Annotated in this window: 24 protein-coding genes; 14 read left to right on the top strand and 10 right to left on the bottom strand. The window is 59.2% G+C overall.

The window, feature by feature from the left end; genetic code table 11:
- The first annotated feature begins 54 nt into the window (after positions 1-54).
- The 9 genes from Q0908_RS16065 (at position 55) to glpK (ending at position 9872) form a co-directional block, all read left to right on the top strand.
- Positions 55-837: a hypothetical protein gene (locus Q0908_RS16065; RefSeq protein ID WP_299286774.1), complete on the top strand. Its 783-nt coding sequence runs from the start codon at positions 55-57 to the stop codon at positions 835-837.
- Entirely contained in the window at positions 834-2255 is a 1422-nt protein-coding gene (gene ppsR / locus Q0908_RS16060) for a transcriptional regulator PpsR (RefSeq protein WP_299286771.1), read from the top strand. Before Q0908_RS16065 ends, ppsR begins: the two co-directional genes overlap by 4 nt.
- Before the next feature lie 48 nt (positions 2256-2303).
- On the top strand, positions 2304-3203 hold the full coding sequence (chlG, locus tag Q0908_RS16055) for a chlorophyll synthase ChlG (protein ID WP_299286768.1): 900 nt from the start codon (positions 2304-2306) through the stop codon (positions 3201-3203).
- The gene (locus Q0908_RS16050; RefSeq protein WP_299286765.1) at positions 3200-4459 is read left to right on the top strand and encodes a PucC family protein; all 1260 of its coding nucleotides are present in this window, start codon (positions 3200-3202) and stop codon (positions 4457-4459) included. Before chlG ends, Q0908_RS16050 begins: the two co-directional genes overlap by 4 nt.
- A gap of 4 nt (positions 4460-4463) precedes the next feature.
- Positions 4464-5642, top strand: coding sequence for a geranylgeranyl diphosphate reductase (locus tag Q0908_RS16045; protein WP_299286762.1), 1179 nt, complete (start codon positions 4464-4466; stop codon positions 5640-5642).
- The gene (gene idi, locus Q0908_RS16040; protein WP_299286759.1) at positions 5639-6172 is read left to right on the top strand and encodes an isopentenyl-diphosphate delta-isomerase; all 534 of its coding nucleotides are present in this window, start codon (positions 5639-5641) and stop codon (positions 6170-6172) included. Before Q0908_RS16045 ends, idi begins: the two co-directional genes overlap by 4 nt.
- Complete coding sequence (locus Q0908_RS16035; protein WP_299286757.1) at positions 6169-6798, top strand: LysE family translocator; 630 nt, start codon at positions 6169-6171, stop codon at positions 6796-6798. Before idi ends, Q0908_RS16035 begins: the two co-directional genes overlap by 4 nt.
- Before the next feature lie 69 nt (positions 6799-6867).
- A complete protein-coding gene (gene glpD, locus Q0908_RS16030) occupies positions 6868-8403 on the top strand; it encodes a glycerol-3-phosphate dehydrogenase (RefSeq protein ID WP_299286755.1) in 1536 nt (511 codons plus the stop codon).
- Positions 8400-9872, top strand: coding sequence for a glycerol kinase GlpK (glpK, locus tag Q0908_RS16025; protein WP_299286721.1), 1473 nt, complete (start codon positions 8400-8402; stop codon positions 9870-9872). Before glpD ends, glpK begins: the two co-directional genes overlap by 4 nt.
- A gap of 3 nt (positions 9873-9875) precedes the next feature.
- On the opposite strand, the gene Q0908_RS16020 is transcribed toward glpK, so the two are convergent.
- A complete protein-coding gene (locus Q0908_RS16020) occupies positions 9876-10577 on the bottom strand; it encodes a fumarylacetoacetate hydrolase family protein (RefSeq protein ID WP_299286718.1) in 702 nt (233 codons plus the stop codon).
- Between the two features lie 250 nt (positions 10578-10827).
- On the opposite strand from Q0908_RS16020, the gene flhA reads away from it, so the two are divergent.
- From flhA to Q0908_RS16000, 4 genes are read left to right on the top strand one after another with little or no spacing between them, the layout of a single operon-like run.
- On the top strand, positions 10828-12903 hold the full coding sequence (gene flhA, locus Q0908_RS16015; protein ID WP_299286715.1) for a flagellar biosynthesis protein FlhA: 2076 nt from the start codon (positions 10828-10830) through the stop codon (positions 12901-12903).
- A gap of 26 nt (positions 12904-12929) precedes the next feature.
- Complete coding sequence (locus tag Q0908_RS16010; protein ID WP_299287026.1) at positions 12930-13670, top strand: flagellar biosynthetic protein FliR; 741 nt, start codon at positions 12930-12932, stop codon at positions 13668-13670.
- Positions 13667-14758, top strand: coding sequence for a flagellar type III secretion system protein FlhB (locus tag Q0908_RS16005; RefSeq protein WP_299286712.1), 1092 nt, complete (start codon positions 13667-13669; stop codon positions 14756-14758). Before Q0908_RS16010 ends, Q0908_RS16005 begins: the two co-directional genes overlap by 4 nt.
- Positions 14755-15156: a hypothetical protein gene (locus Q0908_RS16000; protein WP_299286709.1), complete on the top strand. Its 402-nt coding sequence runs from the start codon at positions 14755-14757 to the stop codon at positions 15154-15156. The genes Q0908_RS16005 and Q0908_RS16000 overlap by 4 nt, the downstream gene beginning before the upstream one ends.
- A gap of 4 nt (positions 15157-15160) precedes the next feature.
- Here Q0908_RS16000 and Q0908_RS15995 read toward each other — a convergent pair whose 3' ends face one another.
- The 9 genes from Q0908_RS15995 to Q0908_RS15955 are packed head-to-tail and all read right to left on the bottom strand — an operon-like array spanning position 15161 to position 19817.
- Complete coding sequence (locus Q0908_RS15995) at positions 15161-15643, bottom strand: flagellar basal body-associated FliL family protein (protein WP_299286706.1); 483 nt, start codon at positions 15641-15643, stop codon at positions 15161-15163.
- A 12-nt stretch (positions 15644-15655) separates the two neighbouring features.
- A complete protein-coding gene (gene flgH / locus Q0908_RS15990) occupies positions 15656-16405 on the bottom strand; it encodes a flagellar basal body L-ring protein FlgH (RefSeq protein ID WP_299286703.1) in 750 nt (249 codons plus the stop codon).
- Positions 16405-16818, bottom strand: coding sequence for a flagellar basal body P-ring formation chaperone FlgA (gene flgA, locus Q0908_RS15985; protein ID WP_299286700.1), 414 nt, complete (start codon positions 16816-16818; stop codon positions 16405-16407). Before flgA ends, flgH begins: the two co-directional genes overlap by 1 nt.
- Positions 16818-17603: a flagellar basal-body rod protein FlgG gene (flgG, locus tag Q0908_RS15980; RefSeq protein WP_299286697.1), complete on the bottom strand. Its 786-nt coding sequence runs from the start codon at positions 17601-17603 to the stop codon at positions 16818-16820. The genes flgA and flgG overlap by 1 nt, the downstream gene beginning before the upstream one ends.
- 10 nt (positions 17604-17613) lie before the next feature.
- Complete coding sequence (locus tag Q0908_RS15975; protein ID WP_299286694.1) at positions 17614-18333, bottom strand: flagellar hook-basal body complex protein; 720 nt, start codon at positions 18331-18333, stop codon at positions 17614-17616.
- Between the two features lies 1 nt (position 18334).
- A complete protein-coding gene (locus Q0908_RS15970) occupies positions 18335-18604 on the bottom strand; it encodes a flagellar biosynthetic protein FliQ (protein ID WP_299286691.1) in 270 nt (89 codons plus the stop codon).
- Position 18605: 1 nt separating this feature from the next.
- Positions 18606-18890 (bottom strand): flagellar hook-basal body complex protein FliE, encoded by a 285-nt coding sequence (gene fliE / locus Q0908_RS15965; RefSeq protein WP_299286688.1) that lies wholly within the window; start codon positions 18888-18890, stop codon positions 18606-18608.
- 25 nt (positions 18891-18915) lie between these two features.
- A complete protein-coding gene (flgC, locus tag Q0908_RS15960; protein ID WP_299286685.1) occupies positions 18916-19308 on the bottom strand; it encodes a flagellar basal body rod protein FlgC in 393 nt (130 codons plus the stop codon).
- 11 nt (positions 19309-19319) lie between these two features.
- On the bottom strand, positions 19320-19817 hold the full coding sequence (locus tag Q0908_RS15955) for a FlgB family protein (RefSeq protein WP_366869332.1): 498 nt from the start codon (positions 19815-19817) through the stop codon (positions 19320-19322).
- Between Q0908_RS15955 and Q0908_RS15950 the strand changes: the two genes are divergently transcribed.
- Positions 19795-21129, top strand: a complete 1335-nt coding sequence (locus Q0908_RS15950; protein WP_299286681.1) for a FliI/YscN family ATPase — start codon at positions 19795-19797, stop codon at positions 21127-21129. The two genes, Q0908_RS15955 and Q0908_RS15950, sit on opposite strands and share 23 nt — an antisense overlap.
- Positions 21130-21267 lie beyond the last annotated feature (138 nt).

The following is a 21267-nucleotide window of genomic DNA, read 5'->3' as shown; positions in this document are numbered from 1 at the left end:
GCGACTCTGACGCGCCAGAGTTGTTCATTGCGTTGCTCAGGATCGAGGTAATCCATGGCGCATGACGACCCACATGGCCCGACCCGCTCTGTATTTGAGCACTCAACGGACTTGGAGCCGCTGGCATCTCAGGTCATTTCAATGCTGTGCGAACGTCAGACCGTGACAACAGCAGGTGCCCGTCAGGTCGCCGTTGACTATTTGTTGCGCGCGACGAGCGCCCGGACCGGATTTGATCCCTGCCTTGTACTGGATGAAATGCGCGGCTTTCGACTGACCGTGGACGCCATCATCGATCTTTATATCCCACAAGTTGCCTATGCTTTGGGTGAGTTGTGGCTCAGCTCGGATATGAGCTTTGCCGACGTGACCATTGCGTCGCTGCGCCTGCAAGCCTTGTTGAGCGAGGCGTCGCTTGGGCTGAACGGGGCGCATGCGGATGATCCCGGTGCCATCCACGCGCTTGTCGTGGTTCCCGAAGGCGAACAGCATTTTCTGGGGGCCAGCGTTGTGGCCGCTCAGTTGCGCCGCTTGGGGGGTGATGTCAGCCTATCCATCTCCGAAACCCGCAAGCAGGTCATGGCCCGGGTGATCTGTGATCAGCCGAACATGGTTCTGTTTTCCTGCGCACGCATTGCAGCCCTTGAAAGCATCACTCGGACTGTTAAAACGATCCGGGCATCAGTCGACATCCCGCCCGTGCTGGCGTTGGGCGGATCGGTGCGCGCCAGTGCCGAAGGAATAAAGGGTCAGACAGACGTGGATCTGGTTACGAAGTCAGCGGCAGACGTCTACGGCTTTTGCACAAAACGCATGAAGGCATTGGGCCGGCTATGACGAGGGGCGGCAGCAACTTCTGGAGCAGCGGCAGCGTGCCGCTGATCGAGCCGGAATTCCTGAGCAGCATCGTCGCGGCCGCGTCGGATATCGCCCTTGTTGTCTCTGCGGAGGGCACGGTGCTGTCGGTTTTGCTGAACACCCAAGACGACAGCTTTGGCAATCTCAGCCATTGGGAGGGTCGCCCGATTGTGGACTTCCTGACTGACGAGAGCATCGAAAAGTTTAAGAATGCCCATGATGCGTATACGTCAGGCGGCACGCTCAGGAAGTCAATTGAACTGAACCACGCTGACAACGCCGTGTGGCAATATCCAGTCCGCTATACATTCCACCCCTTTGGTCAGGAAAACGCCGTTTTGCTGTTGGGCCGCGATCTGCGCCCGATTGCGGAAACGCAGCAGCAATTGGTTCAGGCCCAGATCGCCCTCGAGCAAGGCTATGAAGCCCGCCGCGAGTTTGACAGCCGGTATCGCGTGGTGATGAGCAATGTGGACGATGCTGTCGTCTTTGTCTCTGTTCAGACGGGCCGCGTGGATGATGCGAATGAAAAGGCGGCGGCCCTGCTTGGCCTCAAGCGCGAGGCCCTGACGGGTGCGACCTTTGCCAGCCTCTTTTCCGACCGCTCGGGTGCGGAACTGACGGAAAGCCTGATGAACGCGACCCTGTCTGACGATGCAGGTCCCGTGACGGTGCGCGCCACGCGCACCCGTCAAACCTTGTCCCTGCAACCCATCGTGTTCCGCGCGGCTGGCCAACGTATGTTGATGTGCCGTTTGTCCGGCAGCGCGCCCGCCGCCGACACGTCAGACACGCCCATCAATCACGCCGCTGCCCTGTTTCGTGCCACAACGGACTCGGTCGTCTTCATGGACCCGCGCGGTGTCATCCTCTCCGTTAACGAGGCGTTCCTTGATTTGATTGGCGCGGCCCACCTCAGTGACGTCGTCGGTGCATCATTGGCGGACTTCATGGCGCGCGGCCAGATCGACATGAGCGTGTTGCTCGACAACGCCGCAAAAGCGGGGCAGATGCGCATTTATGCCAGCCGCATGGTGAATGATCTGGGTGCGCGTGTGCCGGTTGAAGTGTCCGCCGCCCAGTTAGAAGACCCGGCCAACCCTGCCGTGGCTTTGATCATCCGCGATGTCAGCCGGATGGGCGGGGTGCGCGACGCGGACACCTCGGGCACCGGTCATCTGCCAGACCCCAGCAGCAATGTGATGGATCTTGTGGGTACTGCGTCCCTCAAAGAAATTGTATCGGAAACCACTGATGTGGTTGAGAAAATGTGCATCGAGACAGCGGTGAACCTGACGCGAAATAACCGGGTGGCTGCTGCGGAAATGCTAGGGCTGTCGCGTCAATCCCTCTATGTCAAACTGCGTAAATTCGGGCTGCTCAGCAAAAACGGCTAAGCCGCCCATACTCTTGCGCCGACTCAAGGTGTCAGCCATAGTTGACACATGGATGTCAGTCCCACCCTACACGCACGTCGTTTTCCAGAGCCTGCTGCGGCGCTGCGCCTGATCAAGCCGATCACGTGGTTTCCGCCAATGTGGGCCTATCTGTGCGGCGTGATCTCATCCGGTGTCGCCCCCGCCGGTCAGTGGTATCTTGTCCTTTTGGGTGTGCTGTTGGCTGGTCCGATTGTGTGCGGCATGTCTCAGGCGGCGAATGACTGGTGCGACCGTCATGTGGATGCGATCAACGAACCCGATCGCCCGATTCCGTCGGGTCGTATTCCGGGCCGGTGGGGGCTGTGGATCGCGCTGGCCATGTCGGCGCTGTCGCTGTTTGTCGGCTGGCAGTTGGGCATCTATGGATTTGCCGCGACCCTTGTGGGTGTGGCTGCTGCGTGGGCCTATTCCGCGGAACCGGTTCGTCTGAAGCGATCAGGCTGGTGGGGTCCGGGCCTTGTCGGTCTCAGCTATGAAACTCTGCCGTGGGTCACCGGCGCTGCCGTCTTGGCGGCAGGCGCACCGCGGCCAGAAATCTTGCTAATCGCGCTGCTTTATGGGGTCGGTGCGCATGGCATCATGACCCTCAACGACTTCAAGGCGCTCGAAGGAGATCGGCAAACGGGCGTGAACTCTCTGCCCGTCACGCTTGGGCCGCGCCGCGCGGCGCAAGTTGCGTGTTTAGTCATGGCCATTCCCCAAGGTATCGTCATCGCGCTGCTCGCCCTTTGGGATAGGCCTGCTCATGCTGCCGGGGTTGCGTTGGTGCTCGCCCTCCAATTCTGGGCGATGACGATCATGTTCCGCGACCCGCGCGCCAAGGCCCCTTGGTACAACGGGACAGGCGTGCTGCTTTATGTGTCGGGCATGATGATTGCCGCCTTTGCACTCAGGGGGCTGGCATGAGCGTCGGATGGCCCACTCTGGCACGTCTATGCCTTGTGAATGCGGCCATTGGCGGCCTCGCGGCCTTGCCGGTGAACCTGTTCAATCGTTTGATGACGGTCGAATTGGCATTGCCTGCGCTGCTGCCCGGTCTGCTTGTGGCGTTGCACTACGGGGTGCAGCTGACCCGACCCGTTTGGGGGCACCGCTCAGACGCCAAGGGCGGGCGCACACCTTTCATTCTGGGCGGCATGGCCGTTGTCGGCGCAGGCGTTCTTGGGGCCGCGTGGGGCATTGCGGTGGCTGAGGCATCGGTGCAGTGGGCGCTTGCGATCTGGGCCTTGTCCTACATCGCCATTGGTCTGGGTATCGGCGCGGCTGGTACGTCATTTTTGGCTCTGCTGGCCAGCGCATCCGGGGCGCGCAAAGGGGGCGTCGCCACGACCGCTTGGCTGTTCCTGATCGCGGGCGCGATTGCGGCATCCATTGGCACAGGCGTTGCGCTCGAACCATACTCCCCTGACCGTTTGGTCGTTGTAGTGGGGACCGTCGTTTCTATCGCGTTTCTGCTGTGCGTGATCGCGACATGGCGGGTCGAGGCGCGCGTTCCCGAAACTGCTGCCCCCCATGACACGCCGTTGGTGGTGGCGTTGCGCACGACATGGGCTGACCCCATTGCGCGCCGCTTTACCGGGTTCGTGTTCCTGTCGATCCTCGCCTTTTACCTCTCTGAACTGATTTTTGAGCCCTTCGCAGGGCACGTCCATGGCCTTGGCCCCGAGGACTCCACCAAGCTGTCCGGTGGCAAGGATGGAGCCGCTTTGGTGGGGATGATCGGTGCGGGTGTGCTGTCGCAACTGCGCATTGGCACCTTGAGGTTCTGGGCGGTTGCAGGCTGCGCTATGTCCGCCCTCGGACTGTTGGGTCTTGGCGCAGGCTTGCCGTTGGTCCCAAGCACTGTCGCTCTGGGTCTGGGCAACGGCCTATTTGTCGTGGGTGCGGTTGGATCCATGATGCAACTGGCCGCCGCCCATTCCCAAGCCACCGGCACCCGCATGGGTGTGTTTGGCGCAGCCCAGGCGATTGCCGCGGGCTTGGCCGGGTTGGTCGCCACCGGCATGCTGGATTTGACGCGTTTGGTCCTGCCCGATGGTGCGGCGTACGGCGTGGTGTTCACCTTTGAAGCCGCCTTGTTCCTGCTGGCCGCCGTTGTGGCCGCACGGGTGATGCGGCGCGACGACATGACAGATGATGCAACCTTGGTTCCGGGGGAATGACGCGATGTTTGATGTAGTTGTTGTGGGCGGGGGACCGTCAGGTGCCACCGCAGCCGAAGATCTGGTACGCTCGGGCCATTCGGTCGCCCTGCTGGATCGCGAGGGACGGATCAAGCCCTGTGGTGGTGCCATCCCGCCGCGTCTGATGCAGGATTTTCACGTCACCGAAGATCAGTTACTGACCAAGGTGACGACGGCCCGCATGATCTCTCCAACGGGTCGCCACGTCGATATCCCCATCGAAAACGGCTATGTCGGCATGGTGGATCGCAAGGACTTCGACCCCTTCCTGCGCGCCCGCGCGGCAGAGGCGGGGGCCGAGTATTTCACCGGCACCTTCGTGCGCATTGACCGCCCCGACGGCACGCCTGTCGTGATTTACCGCGACAAGGCCACGCAGGAAGAACGGGAACTGCCTTGCAAGCTGGTGATCGGGGCCGATGGGGCCAAATCCCGCGTCGGTCTGGCCGAGGTCAAGGATGCGGACAAGGTCCCGCTCGTCTTTGCCTATCACGAGATTATCAAGGCCCCACCCAAGACCGAAGTCTATGACCCGGTGCGCTGCGACGTGATCTATGATGGGGCGATTTCGCCCGACTTTTATGGCTGGGTGTTTCCACATGGAGATAGTGCCAGTGTGGGCATGGGCTCAGAGCTCAGCTCGGTGAACCTCAAGCAGGCGACCGCCGATCTGCGGGCCGCTTCGGGCCTGACTGATTGCGAGACATTGCGCAAAGAAGGTGCGCCGATACCGCTCAAACCGCTGGACCGGTGGGACAATGGCAAAGACGTCTTGCTTGCCGGGGACGCGGCGGGCGTCGTGGCCCCGTCCTCCGGTGAGGGGATTTACTATGCGATGGTGGGGGGGCGGGTTGCGGCAACCGCCTGTGCGGCGACGCTTGCATCTGGCCGGGTCAAGGACCTGAAACTCGCCCGCAAGCTGTTCATGCGCGAACACAAGACGGTTTTCCGGGTGCTCGCCTCCATGCAGAACGCCTATTACCGCAACGACGACCGCCGCGAGCGGTTCGTGTCGCTGTGCCATGATATTGACGTGCAACGCCTGACCTTTGAGGCATATATGAACAAGAGACTGGTCAAGGCGCGGCCTATGGCCCACATCAAGATCGGCATCAAGAATATGGCCCATCTGACGGGTCTGGTGAAGGCAAACCACGTATGAGCATCATGATCCCCGCTTGGGTCGATGGCACCCTGACACCCGTTGAAAAGCTGGATGCGCACAAGCGCGGTCTGCGCCACAAGGCGGTGTCGGTGTTCGTGATCCGGGACGTGGCCGTACTGTTGCAACAGCGCGCGATGGAGAAATATCACACGCCCGGATTGTGGGCGAACACGTGTTGCACCCATCCCGATTGGGACGAGGCACCGGATGCGTGTGCCGTGCGACGGCTTGAGGAAGAGGTGGGGATCACCGGCCTGCAGCTTGAGCATCGCCACCATCTTGAATATCGCGCCGAGGTAGGCGGCGGGCTGATCGAACACGAAGTCGTCGAGGTCTATGTCGGGCATGCGCCTGCGGACCTGTCGGTTGTCCCAAACCCGGACGAGGTTATGGCGGTGGAATGGGTGGACTACCACGCCCTTCTCGAAACGCTTGAGCGCAATCCAGAGCGCTTTACTCCATGGCTGCGCATCTACCTCACTGATCATGCCGAAACGATCTTTGGTGCTGATTTGGTGCAGGCGTGAGCGGCGAGACCTATCTGCTTTACCTCGCTGCTGTTGCCGTATTCTTTGCCACACCGCCTGATACCAGTCAGCTTTTGATCGTCTCGAACGCGATGAAACATGGGCTGCGGCGCAGCTTATGGGTGATTGGTGGCGATCTGAGCGCGAACGTCATCCAGATGACAGCCGCCGCCTTTGGGTTGGCCGCTATCATAGCGACATCGGCGGCTGCATTTGGGTGGATCAAGTGGCTGGGCGTGGCTTATCTGGTCTGGATCGGGCTGCAACTGATGCTGTCACGATCCGATCAAGGTGCCGCGACCGCGGCACGATCCGCAGCACCGTTTCGGCTGTTTCGCATGGGGTTTGTGACGTCGATGACCAATCCGTTTGCGGTGGTCTTCTTTGCCGCCCTTTTCCCACAGTTCATCGACCCAAGTGCCGCGATCCTGCCCCAGCTTTTGATCCTTGGGGCGACCTATCTGGTGGTGGACGGGGCGACCTTGGTGCTGTGGGGCTGGGCCGGGGATCGGGTTGCCGCCCGCATGACGCGGCTGTCGTTCACGGGCCTCAATCGCATCTGTGGCGGGCTGATGATCGGGGCCGCCGTACTGCTCGGCTTCAAGGACATCGCGCCGCAGCGTTAACGCTATCGATTGATAGCAGGCCGATCCTGCCCTAAACCGATGCCCAAACCCCAAGCGGAGGGCACATGCGTGGCGGACGACAAGGTATACGATCTCTTTATCATCGGTGGTGGCATCAACGGCACCGGTATCGCGCGTGATGCGTCCGGCCGCGGCCTGAGTTTGGCCCTGGCAGAGGCCGGGGATTTGGGCGGCGCGACCTCCTCTGCCTCGACCAAGCTGTTTCACGGCGGGCTTCGTTACCTAGAATTCTTCGAGTTCGGACTGGTGAAATCCGCCCTCAAGGAACGCGAAGTATTGCTGAAGGCGATGCCGCATATCAGTTGGCCCATGCGTTTCGTGCTGCCCTATGCCCCGGACATGCGGTTCGACAGTGACACACCCACATCGCGCCTTTTGGCCAAAGTCATGCCGTGGATCGAAAAGGGGCGCCGCCCCGCCTGGCTGATCCGGTTGGGCTTGTTCATGTATGACAATCTCGGCGGGCGCGAGATATTGCCGGGGACCAAGACGCTCGATCTGACCACAGCGCCCGAAGGCAAGGGGCTGAAGTCGCGGTTCAAGATGGCCTACGAATACAGCGATGCGTGGGTCGAGGATGCGCGACTGGTCATGCTCAATGCCCGCGATGCCGAGGCGCGCGGCGCGACCATCCTGACCCGCACGGCTGTTAAACAAGCGTCACGGGACGGCGACACGTGGCGTATTGAAACCGAGGGCGGAACCTATCGCGCCAAAGCCCTCGTCAACGCTGGTGGTCCATGGGTCGCTGACATTCTGACCGGTGTGATGCGCCAGAATTCCAAACATGCAATCCGGTTGGTGCGGGGCTCGCATATCGTGACCAAGCGACTTTATGACCATGACAAAGCTTATTTCTTTCAGGGCTCTGACGGTAGGATCATCTTTGCCATTCCCTACGAGCAGGACTTTACCCTGATCGGCACAACCGACGCGGACCACACCGATGCGGATGTGAAACCGCAGATTTCAGACACCGAGCGGGACTACCTATGTGCCTTTGCGTCGGAGTATTTCGAGAAGCCGGTGACGGCGGAAGATGTGGTCTGGACCTATTCCGGGGTCCGTCCGCTTTACGATGATGGAGCGTCATCGGCCACGGCGGCGACCCGCGACTATGTGCTGGCATTGGATGAGAACGGGCCACCCGTCCTCAGTGTGTTTGGGGGCAAGATCACGACCTATCGCAAGCTCGCCGAACAGGCCCTCGCCAAGATGGGGTTGGGGGAGGCCTGGACCGCAGGCGTCCCGCTGCCCGGTGGAGATTTCAAGGTTGCTGATGTGCCTAAGCTGCGGGCCAAGCTGGCGGCTGACTATCCGTTTCTGGATGAAAGATGGGCCGCCCGCCTGATCCGCGCCTATGGGCTTGAGGCATGGGATGTGTTGGGCGACGCCAAAGCGGCAACCGATCTGGGTCGCGATTTTGGTGCCACATTGACCGAAGCCGAACTGCGCTGGATGATGGCCCGCGAATATGCGGTAGCCGGAGATGACGCATTGTGGCGGCGGACCAAACTGGGCCTGCGCCTCAGCGTGGAAGAGCGCGCCGCTGTGGACACTTGGATGAAGGAGGCCGCCACATGACCCATATCCTGGCCATTGATCAGGGCACCACATCGTCGCGCGCCATTGTGTTTGACGCCGACATGAAACCCATCGCCTCCGCGCAAGAGGAATTCACCCAGCACTTTCCCAACAGCGGTTGGGTCGAGCACACGCCCGGCGACCTGTGGGCGACGGTGCAATCCACCTGCGCCGCCGCAATGGACAAGGCGGGTTTGGGCGCAGACGATATCGCCGCCATCGGGATCACCAACCAACGCGAAACCACCGTGATCTGGGACGCAGAGACGGGCGAACCGCTGCACAACGCGATTGTCTGGCAGGATCGGCGCACCGCCGCGATGTGTCAGGAGTTGCGCGATGCGGGTCACGGGGATCAGGTCACAGCGATCACCGGACTGCTGCTTGACCCCTATTTTTCCGCCACCAAGTTGAAATGGGTCCTTGATCAGAACGAAGGGTCCCGCGACCGGGCTGCGTCCGGCAAGTTGCTGTTTGGGACGGTGGACAGTTTCCTGATCTGGCACATGACCGGCAAGACGGCACATGTCACGGACGCGACAAATGCGGCGCGCACGATGCTCTATGACATTCACAAAGGGCGTTGGAGCCCTGAGATGTGCGAGATGCTCGACATTCCCATGCAAATGCTGCCCGAGGTCCGCGATTGCGCGTCCGACTTTGGCGTAACCGATTTGCTGGGGGGCGAGACGCCGATCTATGGGGTCGCAGGCGATCAGCAAGCCGCCACCATCGGTCAGGCGTGTTTTCAGCCGGGGATGCTAAAGTCGACCTATGGCACCGGATGTTTCGCACTGCTAAACACCGGCGATACGCCGGTCACATCAACCAATCGATTGCTGACCACGGTTGCCTATCAACTGGACGGCAAACCGACCTACGCGCTTGAGGGCTCGATCTTTATTGCCGGTGCGGTGGTGCAATGGCTGCGCGATGGTTTGGGCATCATCGGATCCGCTTCGGAGACCGCGGCGCTGGCCGAACAAGGCAGTGGCAACGTCACCTTGGTGCCAGCGTTCACCGGGCTTGGGGCACCCTATTGGAATCCGGATTGCCGCGGCGCTTCCTTTGGACTGACCCGCGATACGGGGCCTGCGGACATGGCGCGCGCAGCCCTTGAGAGCATCGGCTTCCAGACCCGCGACCTGTGGGAAGCGATGCGTGCCGACTGGCCCGAAGCCGGGGACGCAGTGCTGCGTGTCGATGGGGGCCTTAGCGCCAATGATTGGGCCATGCAGTTCCTGTCGAATATGCTTGGTGCGCCCGTGGATCGACCTGCGGGACTTGAAACCACAGCGCTTGGCGCAGCGTGGCTGGCGGGGATGCGCGCAGGCATTTACCCGGACATGGACGGGTTCGCAGATACGTGGGCACGAGATGCCCGGTTTGATCCGGTTATGCCTGAGGATGCGCGCGCCGACGGCTATGCCCGCTGGCAACGCGCAATAGCTGCGACGCAAACGGTCTGACGACTAGGCTGAGGCCGGTGGATCGATTGTCACCTTCAGTGTCCCGATGCCATCGACGCCCCCTGTGATCACATCGCCGGGTTCCACCGCGCCGACACCTGCTGGCGTGCCGGTCATGACCAAGTCGCCGGGCGCAAGTGTCATGGCCTGAGACAAGATCGAGATGTGTTCGCGGACGTCCCAGATCAGGTCAGCGATATCGGCATCCTGACGCGTCTCGCCATTGATAGCGAGCCAGATGCGGCCCTGCGACAAGGATGCGATCGCGCTGAGCGGCACAAGAGGCGACATCGGCGCAGAGTTGTCAAACGCCTTGGCCCAATCCCAAGGGCGGCCCATTTTCTTGGCCTCGGCTTGCAAGTCGCGTCTGGTCAGATCGATACCAACACCGGCACCCCAGATGTGATCCATGACATCCGACTGCGCGATATTCGCGCCCCCTTTGCCGATGGCGATCACAAGTTCGATCTCGTGATGCAGGTCGTGTGTCAGTGGCGGATAGGGAATTGCGCAAGGACAATCCACGACAGCATCCGCAGGTTTGGTGAAGAAAAAGGGCGGCTCACGATCCGGGTCCATGCCCATTTCGCGCGCGTGCGCAGCATAATTGCGCCCGACGCAGAAAATACGGCGCACAGGGAACCGCGCAGGGCTGTCTGCAATCGCGACGGATGCCTGGGGCGGTGGATCGAAAGCGAAGGTCATTTGCGGTCTCCGGTAGGTGCAGCCTGAGGCGATCAGACCCGAATATGGTGGATGCGTCTAGGGGCCAAAGGCAATGACGGCGTCACAGACAGAACGAGGTGAAACACCATAAACTTTTGTTTTATAATTATATTTATACTCTTACCTTGAACCGATCATCCAAGACAGACCTCGGATCGATTAGCCGTTTCTTAATTACCTTAAATTATCAGATGAATTTACGAGTAAGTTGCAGGGGCGCAGACCGACTATGCCAAAGATCAATGCGTTCAGCCCGACGGTTTTGCTGAGCATCTTCTTGATGGGCATCATCATCATGATGATTTTACCCATGCCCGCTTGGGTGCTGGATATGGGTTTGGTCATTTCGATCACGCTGGCGATCCTTGTCTTCACCATCACCCTTTTCATCGAACGACCGCTCGACTTTTCATCCTTCCCAACGATCTTGTTGGCGTCCGTTGTCTTGCGATTGTCGCTGAACGTGTCCTCAACCAAGCTGATCATCAGCGAGGGCCACACCGGCACACAAGCCGCCGGAAATGTCATTCACGGCTTTTCCCAATTCATCATGGGCGGCAGCGTCTTTCTGGGACTGGTCGTCTTTTGCGTCCTGTTGATCGTGAATTTCATGGTCATCACAAAGGGGGCCACCCGCATGGCGGAGGTCGGGGCGCGCTTTGCGCTTGACGGAATGCCGGGCAAGCAAATGGCTATCGACAGCGACATGTCTGCAGGGGCCATCGACCATAAAGAAGCCAAAGCGCGCCGTGAACTCGAACAGGCAGAGACGACATTTTTCGGGTCACTGGATGGCGCGTCGAAGTTTGTGAAGGGCGATGCAGTTGCCGGATTGCTGATCACGATCTTGAATCTGGTCGCGGGCCTGGGCGTGGGGGTCGTCGCGCATGGCATGCCGCTTGGCAGTGCATTTGAAACCTATTCGATTCTGACGGTCGGCGATGGTTTGGTCTCTCAAATTCCGGCGGTCATCATTTCAATCGCATCTGCGCTTTTGCTGGCGCGGGGCGGCGCAAAGGGGGCCGCAGACCTTGCGGTGTTCGGCCAATTGGGCAAACATCCCGCGGCCCTTGGGACCGTCGCGCTCTTGCTTGCTGTCTTTGCCATATTTCCAGGCATGCCGTTCTTGCCCTTCATGGCCGGTGCCATCGGATTGGGCCTGACCGCGTTTTTCATGAAGCGACGTGCCGATGCCGCCCCCCTGCACGACCTGATGGTCGAAGAACTGCCAGAACCGATGGCGGAAAAATCGCTTGGCGACGTGTTGGAGCTTGACGATGTTCACGTCGAATTTGCGCCGGACCTCGTCAATATGGTGCTGGATCCCGGCACGGGTCTGGACGCCCGGATTGCAAACATGCGCACGCATGTTGCGTCCGTCTTTGGCGTAATCCTTCCCGAAATACGGCTGACCGATAATCCTGCGCTGGATACGGGCACGTATGTTTTGCGCATTCAAGGGGTCGAGCAGGCGCGCGGCATTTTGCGTGCCTCTGACATCCTGATATTGACGCCGGGCGAAGACATCCAGCTGCCCGCAGGCGAAGACACATCCGAGCCTGTCTATGGCGCGCCCGCCAGATGGATTTCGCAAAGGCATCAGGAAACAGCGGCCATGTCCGGCGTGACCATTGTGACGCCGACCGAAATCTTGGCCACCCACCTGCTTGAAGTCGTGAAAAAGAACTTCAGCCGCCTGCTAACACTCAAATCCTTGCGCCGCCTGCTTCACGAAATGAGCAACATCTCTGATCAAGGGCGAGCCGAGGCGAACCGGAAAATGCTGGACGAGCTGATACCCGATAAGGTGCCGATCGACGTGCTGCACTCGGTGCTGCGGTTGTTGCTGGATGAACAAGTCTCAATCCGGAACCTCCCACTGATCCTTGAGGCGACGGCCGAGGCGCGAGGGGTCAACGCGCGACCCGAAGCCATTTGCGAGCACGTACGCCAGCGTTTGGGGTTTCAACTTGTGGCCGAGATGCGCCGCACAGACGGCACCCTGCCTCTCGTCCAGCTTGCGCCGGAATGGGAAGACACCTTTGCAAGCTATCAGGTCGATGCGGATCGGGGGCTGGACGTCGCTCTGCCGCCGGAACTGTTCAACCGGCTCGCCGAAAATATGTCGGAAAAATTGCAGGACGCCGCAGAGCAAGGTGTCTTCGCCGCCGTCGTCACAAACACCCAACGTCGTCGGTTCATCAAAACCTTGATGCGGGCCAAAGGGATTTCAAACCCGGTGCTGTCCTTTGAGGAGATCGGCGTCGACGCGCGGCCGTCCTTGATCGGCGTGATTGCCGCGTGAGCGCTGCGGCCGACTTGATCGCCCTTATGCAGGCCGAGCTCTGGTTGGGATTTGTCGTGTTTCTGCGGATCGCCGCCACCGTCGCACTGCTGCCCGGATTTGGTGAGCAATCCGTTTCCATTCGCGTAAAGCTCGCCATCGCGTTGGCCTTTACGCTGATCGTGGCACCCGCCGTTTCACTGCCGGCACTCGACTATTCAACCAACACGCTTGCTACACTCGCACTCACCGAAACGATTTCCGGCCTGCTCTTGGGCATCGGCGTGCGCTTGTTCGTCTTGGCCCTTCAAACGGCGGGTGCGATCGCCGCCCAATCGACATCCCTGTCCCAAATCCTGGGCGGAGCCACGATAGAGCCGCTCGCGGCTATCGGCTACATTTTGATGGTTGGCGCGATGGCCTTGGCGATGATGGCGGGGCTGCACGTCAAGGCAGCCCAGTTGATGATCCACTCCTATGTCATCTTGCCAATCGGGCTGTTCTCAGCCGGCAGCGACGTCGCAGAGTGGGGCATTGCACAAATCGCGCATGCCTTTGAATTGGCTTTTGTCTTGGCCGCTCCGTTCATCATCATGTCGGTGCTCTATAATCTGGCGCTTGGTGTGATCAACAAGGCGATGCCGCAATTGATGGTCGCCTTTGTCGGGGCACCGGTCATCACCTTGGGCGGCCTGTTTCTGTTGTTCTTAGCCGCGCCGACGATGTTGTCGGTGTGGCTGTCCGCGCTGGATCAATTCATGGCCAACCCGATGGGGCACACAAGATGAGCGGCCAAGACGACGATAGTGACAAGCCGTTCGATCCGACACCCCAGAAACTGCTGGAGGCGCGCAAAAAGGGCGAGGTCGCAAAATCGACAGATCTACAAACGGCTGCGGGCTACGCCGGGTTGACCCTAGCATTCTTCGCCCTGGGCGCGCAGATGATCATACCGTTCGGGTCAGCCATGCAAGTGGTCCTGGACCAATCCGCCGAGCTTTCGGATGTCGCCTTTTCGGGCGCTCAAGCCCCGGTTCTGGGTGGTATTTTCTGGGCGACGGGCCTTGCCTTGATCCCGATGTTTGCACTGCCCGGATTGGCAGTCGTCCTGGCGATTCTCGCGCAAAGGGCATTTGTGGTCGCACCCACCAAATTGCAGCCAAAGCTGTCCCGCATATCCCTGTTGCAAAATGCCAAGCAGAAGTTTGGGCGGGGCGGGTTTTTCGAGTTCGCAAAAAGCTTTGTAAAGCTGATCATCTACTCCTGTTGTCTGGCCCTGTTCCTCAAGGCGCGCCTCCCCGAAATGGTGTCGGTCATCCACAGCGATGCTGGCATTGTGGTCGCGTTGCTGGCCGAACTGTGCGTCACCTTTCTGTTGATCGTGGTTCTTGTATCCGCCGCGTTGGGTGCAATTGATGCGCTGTGGCAGCATCACGAACATATCCGCAAAAACCGGATGTCGCGCAAAGAGGTTATGGACGAGACGAAAAATGCAGAGGGTGACCCGCATCTCAAGCAGGAGCGACGCGCAAGGGCGCAGGCTGTGGCCGCGCAGCAAATGATGTCGGATGTCCCGACAGCGGACGTGATTATTGTAAACCCGACCCATTTCGCCGTTGCTCTGAAATGGGACCGAACCTCCGGTGGGGCACCTGTTTGCGTTGCCAAAGGCGTCGATGAAATAGCGTTGCGGATCCGTGAGGTGGCAGCTGAGGCAGCGGTGCCGATCCACAGCAACCCGCCCACCGCGCGGGCCTTGTATGCGGTGACAAAAATCGGCGATGAAATCGCACCCGAGCATTACGAAGCAGTTGCGGCAGCCGTCCGTTTCGCAGACCAGATGCGTGACCGCGTGCGACGGGGGGCCGGCCAATGAACCTGGAACAGTTGAAAACGCTATCGAATCTCAAGTTCCAAAAGAGTGAACAGACAATGGCGACTATTCGTCAACGCGAGCAGGTGCTGCGCGCCGAACTGGCGCGCCTTAGATCGCTTGTCCTCGACACCCAGGCGCAGCACCCGGAACACTCATCGATCCGGGCCATTGGTGCGGACGTCATCTGGCTCAAATGGATCGGTCAGGCACAACAGCAACTCACCACCGAATTGGCGCAGGTGCTCGCGAAAAAGGAATTCTATCTCCCGCAACATCGCCGTGCGCATGGCAAAAAACTGGTCGCAGCGCAATTGGCGGAAGATGCAGCGAAACAGGACAAGCAGCGTCTGCAAGATGACGTCATTCAGTCAGCAATTGATCACTCGCTGCTCGAGTAATGGATCAGTAATCCTGGCGCGCAATCTCGACGATAAGAACGTCCGATATGCGCTCACCCAGGTCTCGTTGCGCAGCGGTCTTCAATGCGTTTCGCACTACATTCAGGTTGGACGGGTTGGTGAATGCGCCGTCAAAGCCTCCAATGTTTGAATGGTCAAACAGCACACGCAAAAAAGAGTCGCGCAACCGTGGCTCTCGCGCATAGACGACGTCCTTTTGCCCGACCGGAACCTCAAGGCTCAACGACATCACAACCAGCGCCTTCACCCTGTCCTCCTTAATAACGGGCACGACAAGCTGGTTGCTCATCTTGAAATATTCATGCGTGCCGTCCTCGACGGTCTCGTCCATCTTGGCTTCGGACTTCGCAGCTTTCGTCGTGACGCCTTCTTCGGTCATATCAGGCTCGGGACGTAGGTAGATACCCGCCCCAACACCTGCACCTGTCCCAATCAAAATCAGTACCAGCGGCAATAGTTTTTTCATTGCGTCGACCCTTTAGAATGGCAACACAGCATCAAGAACCTGCTGCCCGATGCGGGGTTGCTGCACATCCGTAATCTGCCCACGACCACCATAGGACACCCGCGCGGAGGCGATTTTATCATAGGTGATCTCGTTCTGGCGCGAGATGTCTTCGGGGCGGACGTATCCGGACACCAACAGCTCGCGCATCTCGAAATTGACACGCAACTCTTGCGAGCCCGCGATTGACAGGACGCCATTGGGCAGCACATCGACGACCGTTGCCGCCACCCGCAGGGTCAGTTTCTCTTTGCGTTTGACCGACCCGTCGCCACTGGAGCTGCTATTTGAGTCGATTGAAACCAAATCCGAGCTGGTTGCCCCTTCGGGCAGTTTGCGATCAAGGCGCTGCGGCAGACCACCAAGTTGAGGGATTGCTAAACTTTCTGACCCACTGCGCGACCTGTCCGTCTCATTCGATATCTCGGCCTTTTCATCGATTTCAATCACCACGGTCATGATGTCCCCCTGCCGGACGGCCCGCCGGTCGCCCAACAGTGACCCGCGCTGCCCACTCCAGAGCGATGCGCGATCCAGCGGGCCACGTTCTTCGATGACTTCGGGCAGCACCGTGGACACCATCGCGGAGTGCTCTTTGGTATCAAGGGCGTTGGTGAACGAAGGGGCCTTGCCGATATGATCCGACCGCCCGCACGCAGTGATCGCAAAAATCAGGACGAGGGTCGCGAGCTTGCCGAGCGTCTGAGGCGTTGCAAAAGTCATTATTGGGTCACCTTTATAGAGCCGTCCGACTGAACAAAGCCAAAGAGCGTTGCGCGTGAGCTGAGGTTCATGATCCTGACGCGGTCGCCGATGCCACCACGCTCAAGCGCGCGCCCCTCGGTTCGGATCGTCAAACCGCCAGCGTCAAATTGCAAAGGCACGATCTGGTTTCTGTTTATGACGGCTGGGGGGCCGATCCCCTCGAACGGGATGGGACGCCCCGCATAAAGTGCGATGCGTGCCTCCTGGCCCGCGACATCTGAGATGCGGTCGAACATCCCATCCTGAAGGCCCGCCTTGATCGTCAGATCCGCAGCCGTAATCAATGTGCCGGGACGCAGTGTCCGGGTTGGTGTCACGACATCCGCTTGGGCCGAGGTGCATAAGAGAAGAAGAGCGACGAAGTATTTCATCAGCGCACCTGCGTCATTGCGCCCATCATCTGATCCGCGGCCGAGATGACTTTGGAGTTCATTTCATAGCCCCGCTGCGCTGCGATCAGTTCCGTGATCTCTCTCACCGCATCCACCGAGCTGTCTTCCAAAAAGCCCTGACGTAAGGTGCCCAATCCATCGAGCCCGGGGGTGGTGACAATCGGTGGGCCAGACGCCTCCGTTTCGGCAAACAGGTTGCTGCCAAGCGCCTCGAGCCCTTTCGTATTGGTGAAACCCGTCAGGTTGAATTGTCCGATCAGCTGACCTGCAGGAGTATCGGTGAAGTAAGCGTACACCTCGCCATCCCCATTGATAGATATGCTCTGCGCGTCTTCAGGAATGACGATCTCGGGTGAAACGGGATATCCGTCAGACGTGACGATTACGCCCTCGCCCGTTCGTTTCAGCCCACCATCCCGCGTGTAGGCCGTTTGCCCCGATGGCAATGTCACCTCGAGAAATCCGTTACCGTCGATGGCAACATCCAAATCACCGCCTGTCGCGGCAAGCGAGCCTTGGGCAACATGAACCGACACCGCCGTCGGGCGAACCCCCAGACCAAGCTGAACACCCGCAGGCAAAACCGTCCCATCAGAGGCGTTGATCGCCCCCGGCCGAGTCATCTGTTGGTAGTGTAGATCTGCGAACTCGGCCCGACGGGCGTTGTATCCGGTGGTGCTCATGTTCGCGAGGTTGTTGGAAATGGTTTCCACCCGCATCTGTTGGGCCAGCATTCCTGTTGCCGCGATTTTCAGGGCGCGCATCTGCGTCTCCTTATTGTGATTTCAACATTGCATCCATGGCTCGGCGCACACGTTCGTCCTCGGAATCGAGGAAATTTTGCCCCATCTCATAGGCGCGCTGGATCTCGATCATACGGGCCAGCTGTCCGATCGGGTTGACGTTGGAAGCCTCGGTAAAGCCCTGCATCACGCGCGCATTCTCTGCCGGTTCGAACCCATTCTGAGCATCGAACATCACACCCGTTTCACGCACCATGCCAACTGTGTCGGTCGGGGCCACGAGACCGACCTGACCAACCAGCAAACCATCGGCACTGATCGTGCCATCCGGTGATATCGCAATCGTCCCGGTATCCGGCGGGATGAACACCGGTGCGCCGCCTGCATCCAACACCTGATATCCGTCAGGCGTAACCAAATCGCCCTCGGCGTTTGGCGTGAAAGATCCTGCGCGCGTCAATCGCTCCCCGTCGGGGGTTTGGATCAGGAAGTAGCCATCGCCCTCAATCGCCAAATCAAACGTGCCACCGGTCTGAGTCAGCGCCCCTTGTTCGAACGACGTCTGGCGCACATTGGCCTGCCCCATCGACAAGGATGGTCCGCCGTGCATGCCTTTGACAAACTCGGAAAAGACGACGCCCTCTTGGCGAAAGCCTGAGGTGGCACTGTTCGCGATGTTGTTTGCGACAACCTGCATTTCGCGCATCAAGCCCGACTGCCGTGTCAAAGTGATGTATCCGGTGCTGTCCAACTTAACCTCCGATAATCAGTGGAATGATGCGGCCATGAAAGAATGAGACCATCGTCTGAGTCATGAAGCCCATTGACATCCAGAACACGACGACGATGGCGGCCAGCTTGGGCACGAAGGTGAGGGTCATTTCCTGGATCGACGTCAACGCCTGCACCAAGCCAATCGACACGCCGGCCACCAGGGCCACCGTGAGAATCGGGATGGACACCAGCACAGCAACCCAAAGACCTTGCCGTAGGGTGTCGAAAAAGATGATCTCATTAAGCATGCTAGACTGGCATTCTCAGAATCTCTTGGTAAGCTTCGACGACCTTGTTGCGCACCGTTACGGCCGTTTCGACGGCAAGCTCGGTCTGTGCAAGGGCCTGCACCAACGCGTGCGGATCGGCATCGCCAACCATCGCCTGCTGAGCGACGGCTTCGCCTTGCGCCATGGTCTGCGCAAAGTCCATCGCGACCCGGCCAAACATACTGCCGCCGGATTCGGTGCCTGCCTGAGTGGCGGGCCGCGATGCGGCGTAACTTTTGACTGCGGAAAGTGCTGCTGAATCCATTCTGGATCTCCTCTTTATGCGCCAATCAACGGCGCAGCAGTTGCATCAAGCTCGACGACATTTGCCGCGCTTGTTCGAACATTTTCAGGTTGGCCTCGTAGCTGCGTTGCGCCTCTCGCGCGTCGGCGAGCTCGATCAACAAATCGACATTTGATCCATCATAGTGCCCACTTCCATCCGCCATCGGATGGCCTGGATCATAGACACGCTCGAGCGCGCGATCATCCAAAGACATGCGCCCCACCTCGACCCGGGCGATACCGTTTCCAGCGTCAAATTCAGTACGAAACGGGATGGTTTTGCGCCGATAGCCGGGTGTGTCGGCGTTCGATATGTTCTCGGACAAATGACGAAGGCGGGAGGACTGCGCTTGCAGACCGCTTGTCGAAACAGACAGTGCTTTTGAAAATTCACTCATCGCTATGCTCCTTACTGCCGCCCTAGGCTGGATCGCAGAATGTTCATGGCGGATTTGTAGATGGCCAGAGACCGATCATGCTGACGTTTGGCATCGGTGGCGCGCAGCATTTCGGTCTCCAACGAAACGGAATTGCCATCGGGTGCCGCGAATGAACGATCTTCGAAGATCATTCCGTCAATACTTCCGCCCTTTACTCCGTGCAGATGGCCAGCGCGTGTCGCACGCTGAAGCGACGCACCAGCATCTTGCGGGGCGTAGATTTCCTGAAAACTGGGGATATCGCGGCCAACAAACCCGGGCGTATCTGCATTTGCGACATTCTGCGCAATGACTGCCTGTTTTTGACCTGCATGGACGGCCATAGCATGTGCCGTTTCGAAAACAGTTAGGTTTTGGAACATCGGGGCTTCTCCCTCGAGCAATTTCAACCAAGGCTTAACTGTGATTCCTTTAAAAACTGTTTGCACGCATCTGGAGACTCCGATGAAACACGCAATACGGCTCAAATCCTTGCAAACAAATCTGGCTGAAATCGAAGTGGCACGCCCTATCGGACGCATCGCCGCTGTCCAATCTGGTATTTTGACAGTGACCGGTTTGGATCATGATGCGCGGATCGGGGATCGCGCCGAAATTCGGTTCAAGACGGGCAAGGCGCTGAATGGCGAAGTGGTTCAGTTGACCGAAGTCGGCGTGATCGTCTTGCCGGATGATCCTGTTCAGGGGATCGCTCTTGGCGACAGTGTTTTCTTGAAACGCAATGTTGGATTGTCTCCAGATATCGGTTGGCTGGGCCGGATCATTGACCCTGACGGCGCACCACTCGATGGGCGGCCATTGTCTAAAGGTGCGATGTCGCGGCCACTTCTGTCCGCTCCGCCCGCCGCTGCGAAACGTAGACCATTGGGACCGCGTCTTGATACAGGGCACGTCGTCTTCGACACCATGCTGCCACTGGTCCAAGGTCAGCGCATCGGCCTGTTCGCAGGATCAGGCGTCGGCAAATCGAGCCTTATGGGCAAACTCGCACAATATATGTCGGCAGATATCGTTGTGATCGCGATGATTGGGGAACGGGGGCGTGAGGTGCGCCATTTCGTGGATCACATTCTTGGGCCTGAAGGTCAAGCGCGGTCAATCGTCGTCGCAGCGACCTCCGACCAATCGCCGCTGCTGCGACGTCGATGTGCATGGTCGGCAATGGCCGTCGCAGAGCACTTTCGGGACCAAGGCATGTCCGTGCTGCTGCTTGCGGATTCCATCACACGCTTTGCCGAAGCGCATCGCGAGGTCGCTGTTGCCGCGGGTGAAGCCCCGGTTTTACGTGGTTTTCCACCCTCAACATCCCATTTGATCATGTCGCTGTGTGAACGTGCAGGGCCAGGCATATCGGACCAAGGCGACATCACCGCAGTGTTCAGCGTACTGGTGGCCGGGTCTGATATGGACGAACCCATCGCCGACATCTTGCGCGGGGTTTTGGACGGACACGTGGTTCTGGATCGATTAATCGCTGAAAGGGGACGCTTTCCGTCGGTGGATGTCTTGCGATCTGTTTCGCGCAGCCTGCCAAACGCCGCAACAAAAGACGAGAACGATGTGATCGCAAAAGTGAGAAAGCATCTTAGCGTCTATGCCGAGAACCAGATGATGATCAAAGCCGGTCTCTATACGCAAGGGACCGACGCTGAAATCGATGCGGCTGTCGATATATGGCCGTCATTGGAAGAGGCGATGGCAGGCATACATGCAAACGGCTGCAAATATAGTTTCGACCAGCTCAGGCTGGTGCTAAGGCGAGCTGGCCGCGCGGCATAGGCCGAGCTAACAGCGATGACAGCAACTCTATGGTTTCAAACTCAGGCCGGCCGGATCGCAATGACCTGCTCCCCTGAAAAGTCCGGCATTTAGAGTTAGCCTGTTCTCCAACTGAGGAGACAGACGATGAAGAGAAGC

Source organism: uncultured Tateyamaria sp., assembly GCF_947494755.1.
In the GTDB taxonomy this organism is placed as follows: Bacteria; Pseudomonadota; Alphaproteobacteria; order Rhodobacterales; family Rhodobacteraceae; genus Tateyamaria.
The sequence above is the reverse complement of the archived record's forward strand: the minus strand, read 5'-3'. Positions and strand labels throughout refer to the sequence as shown.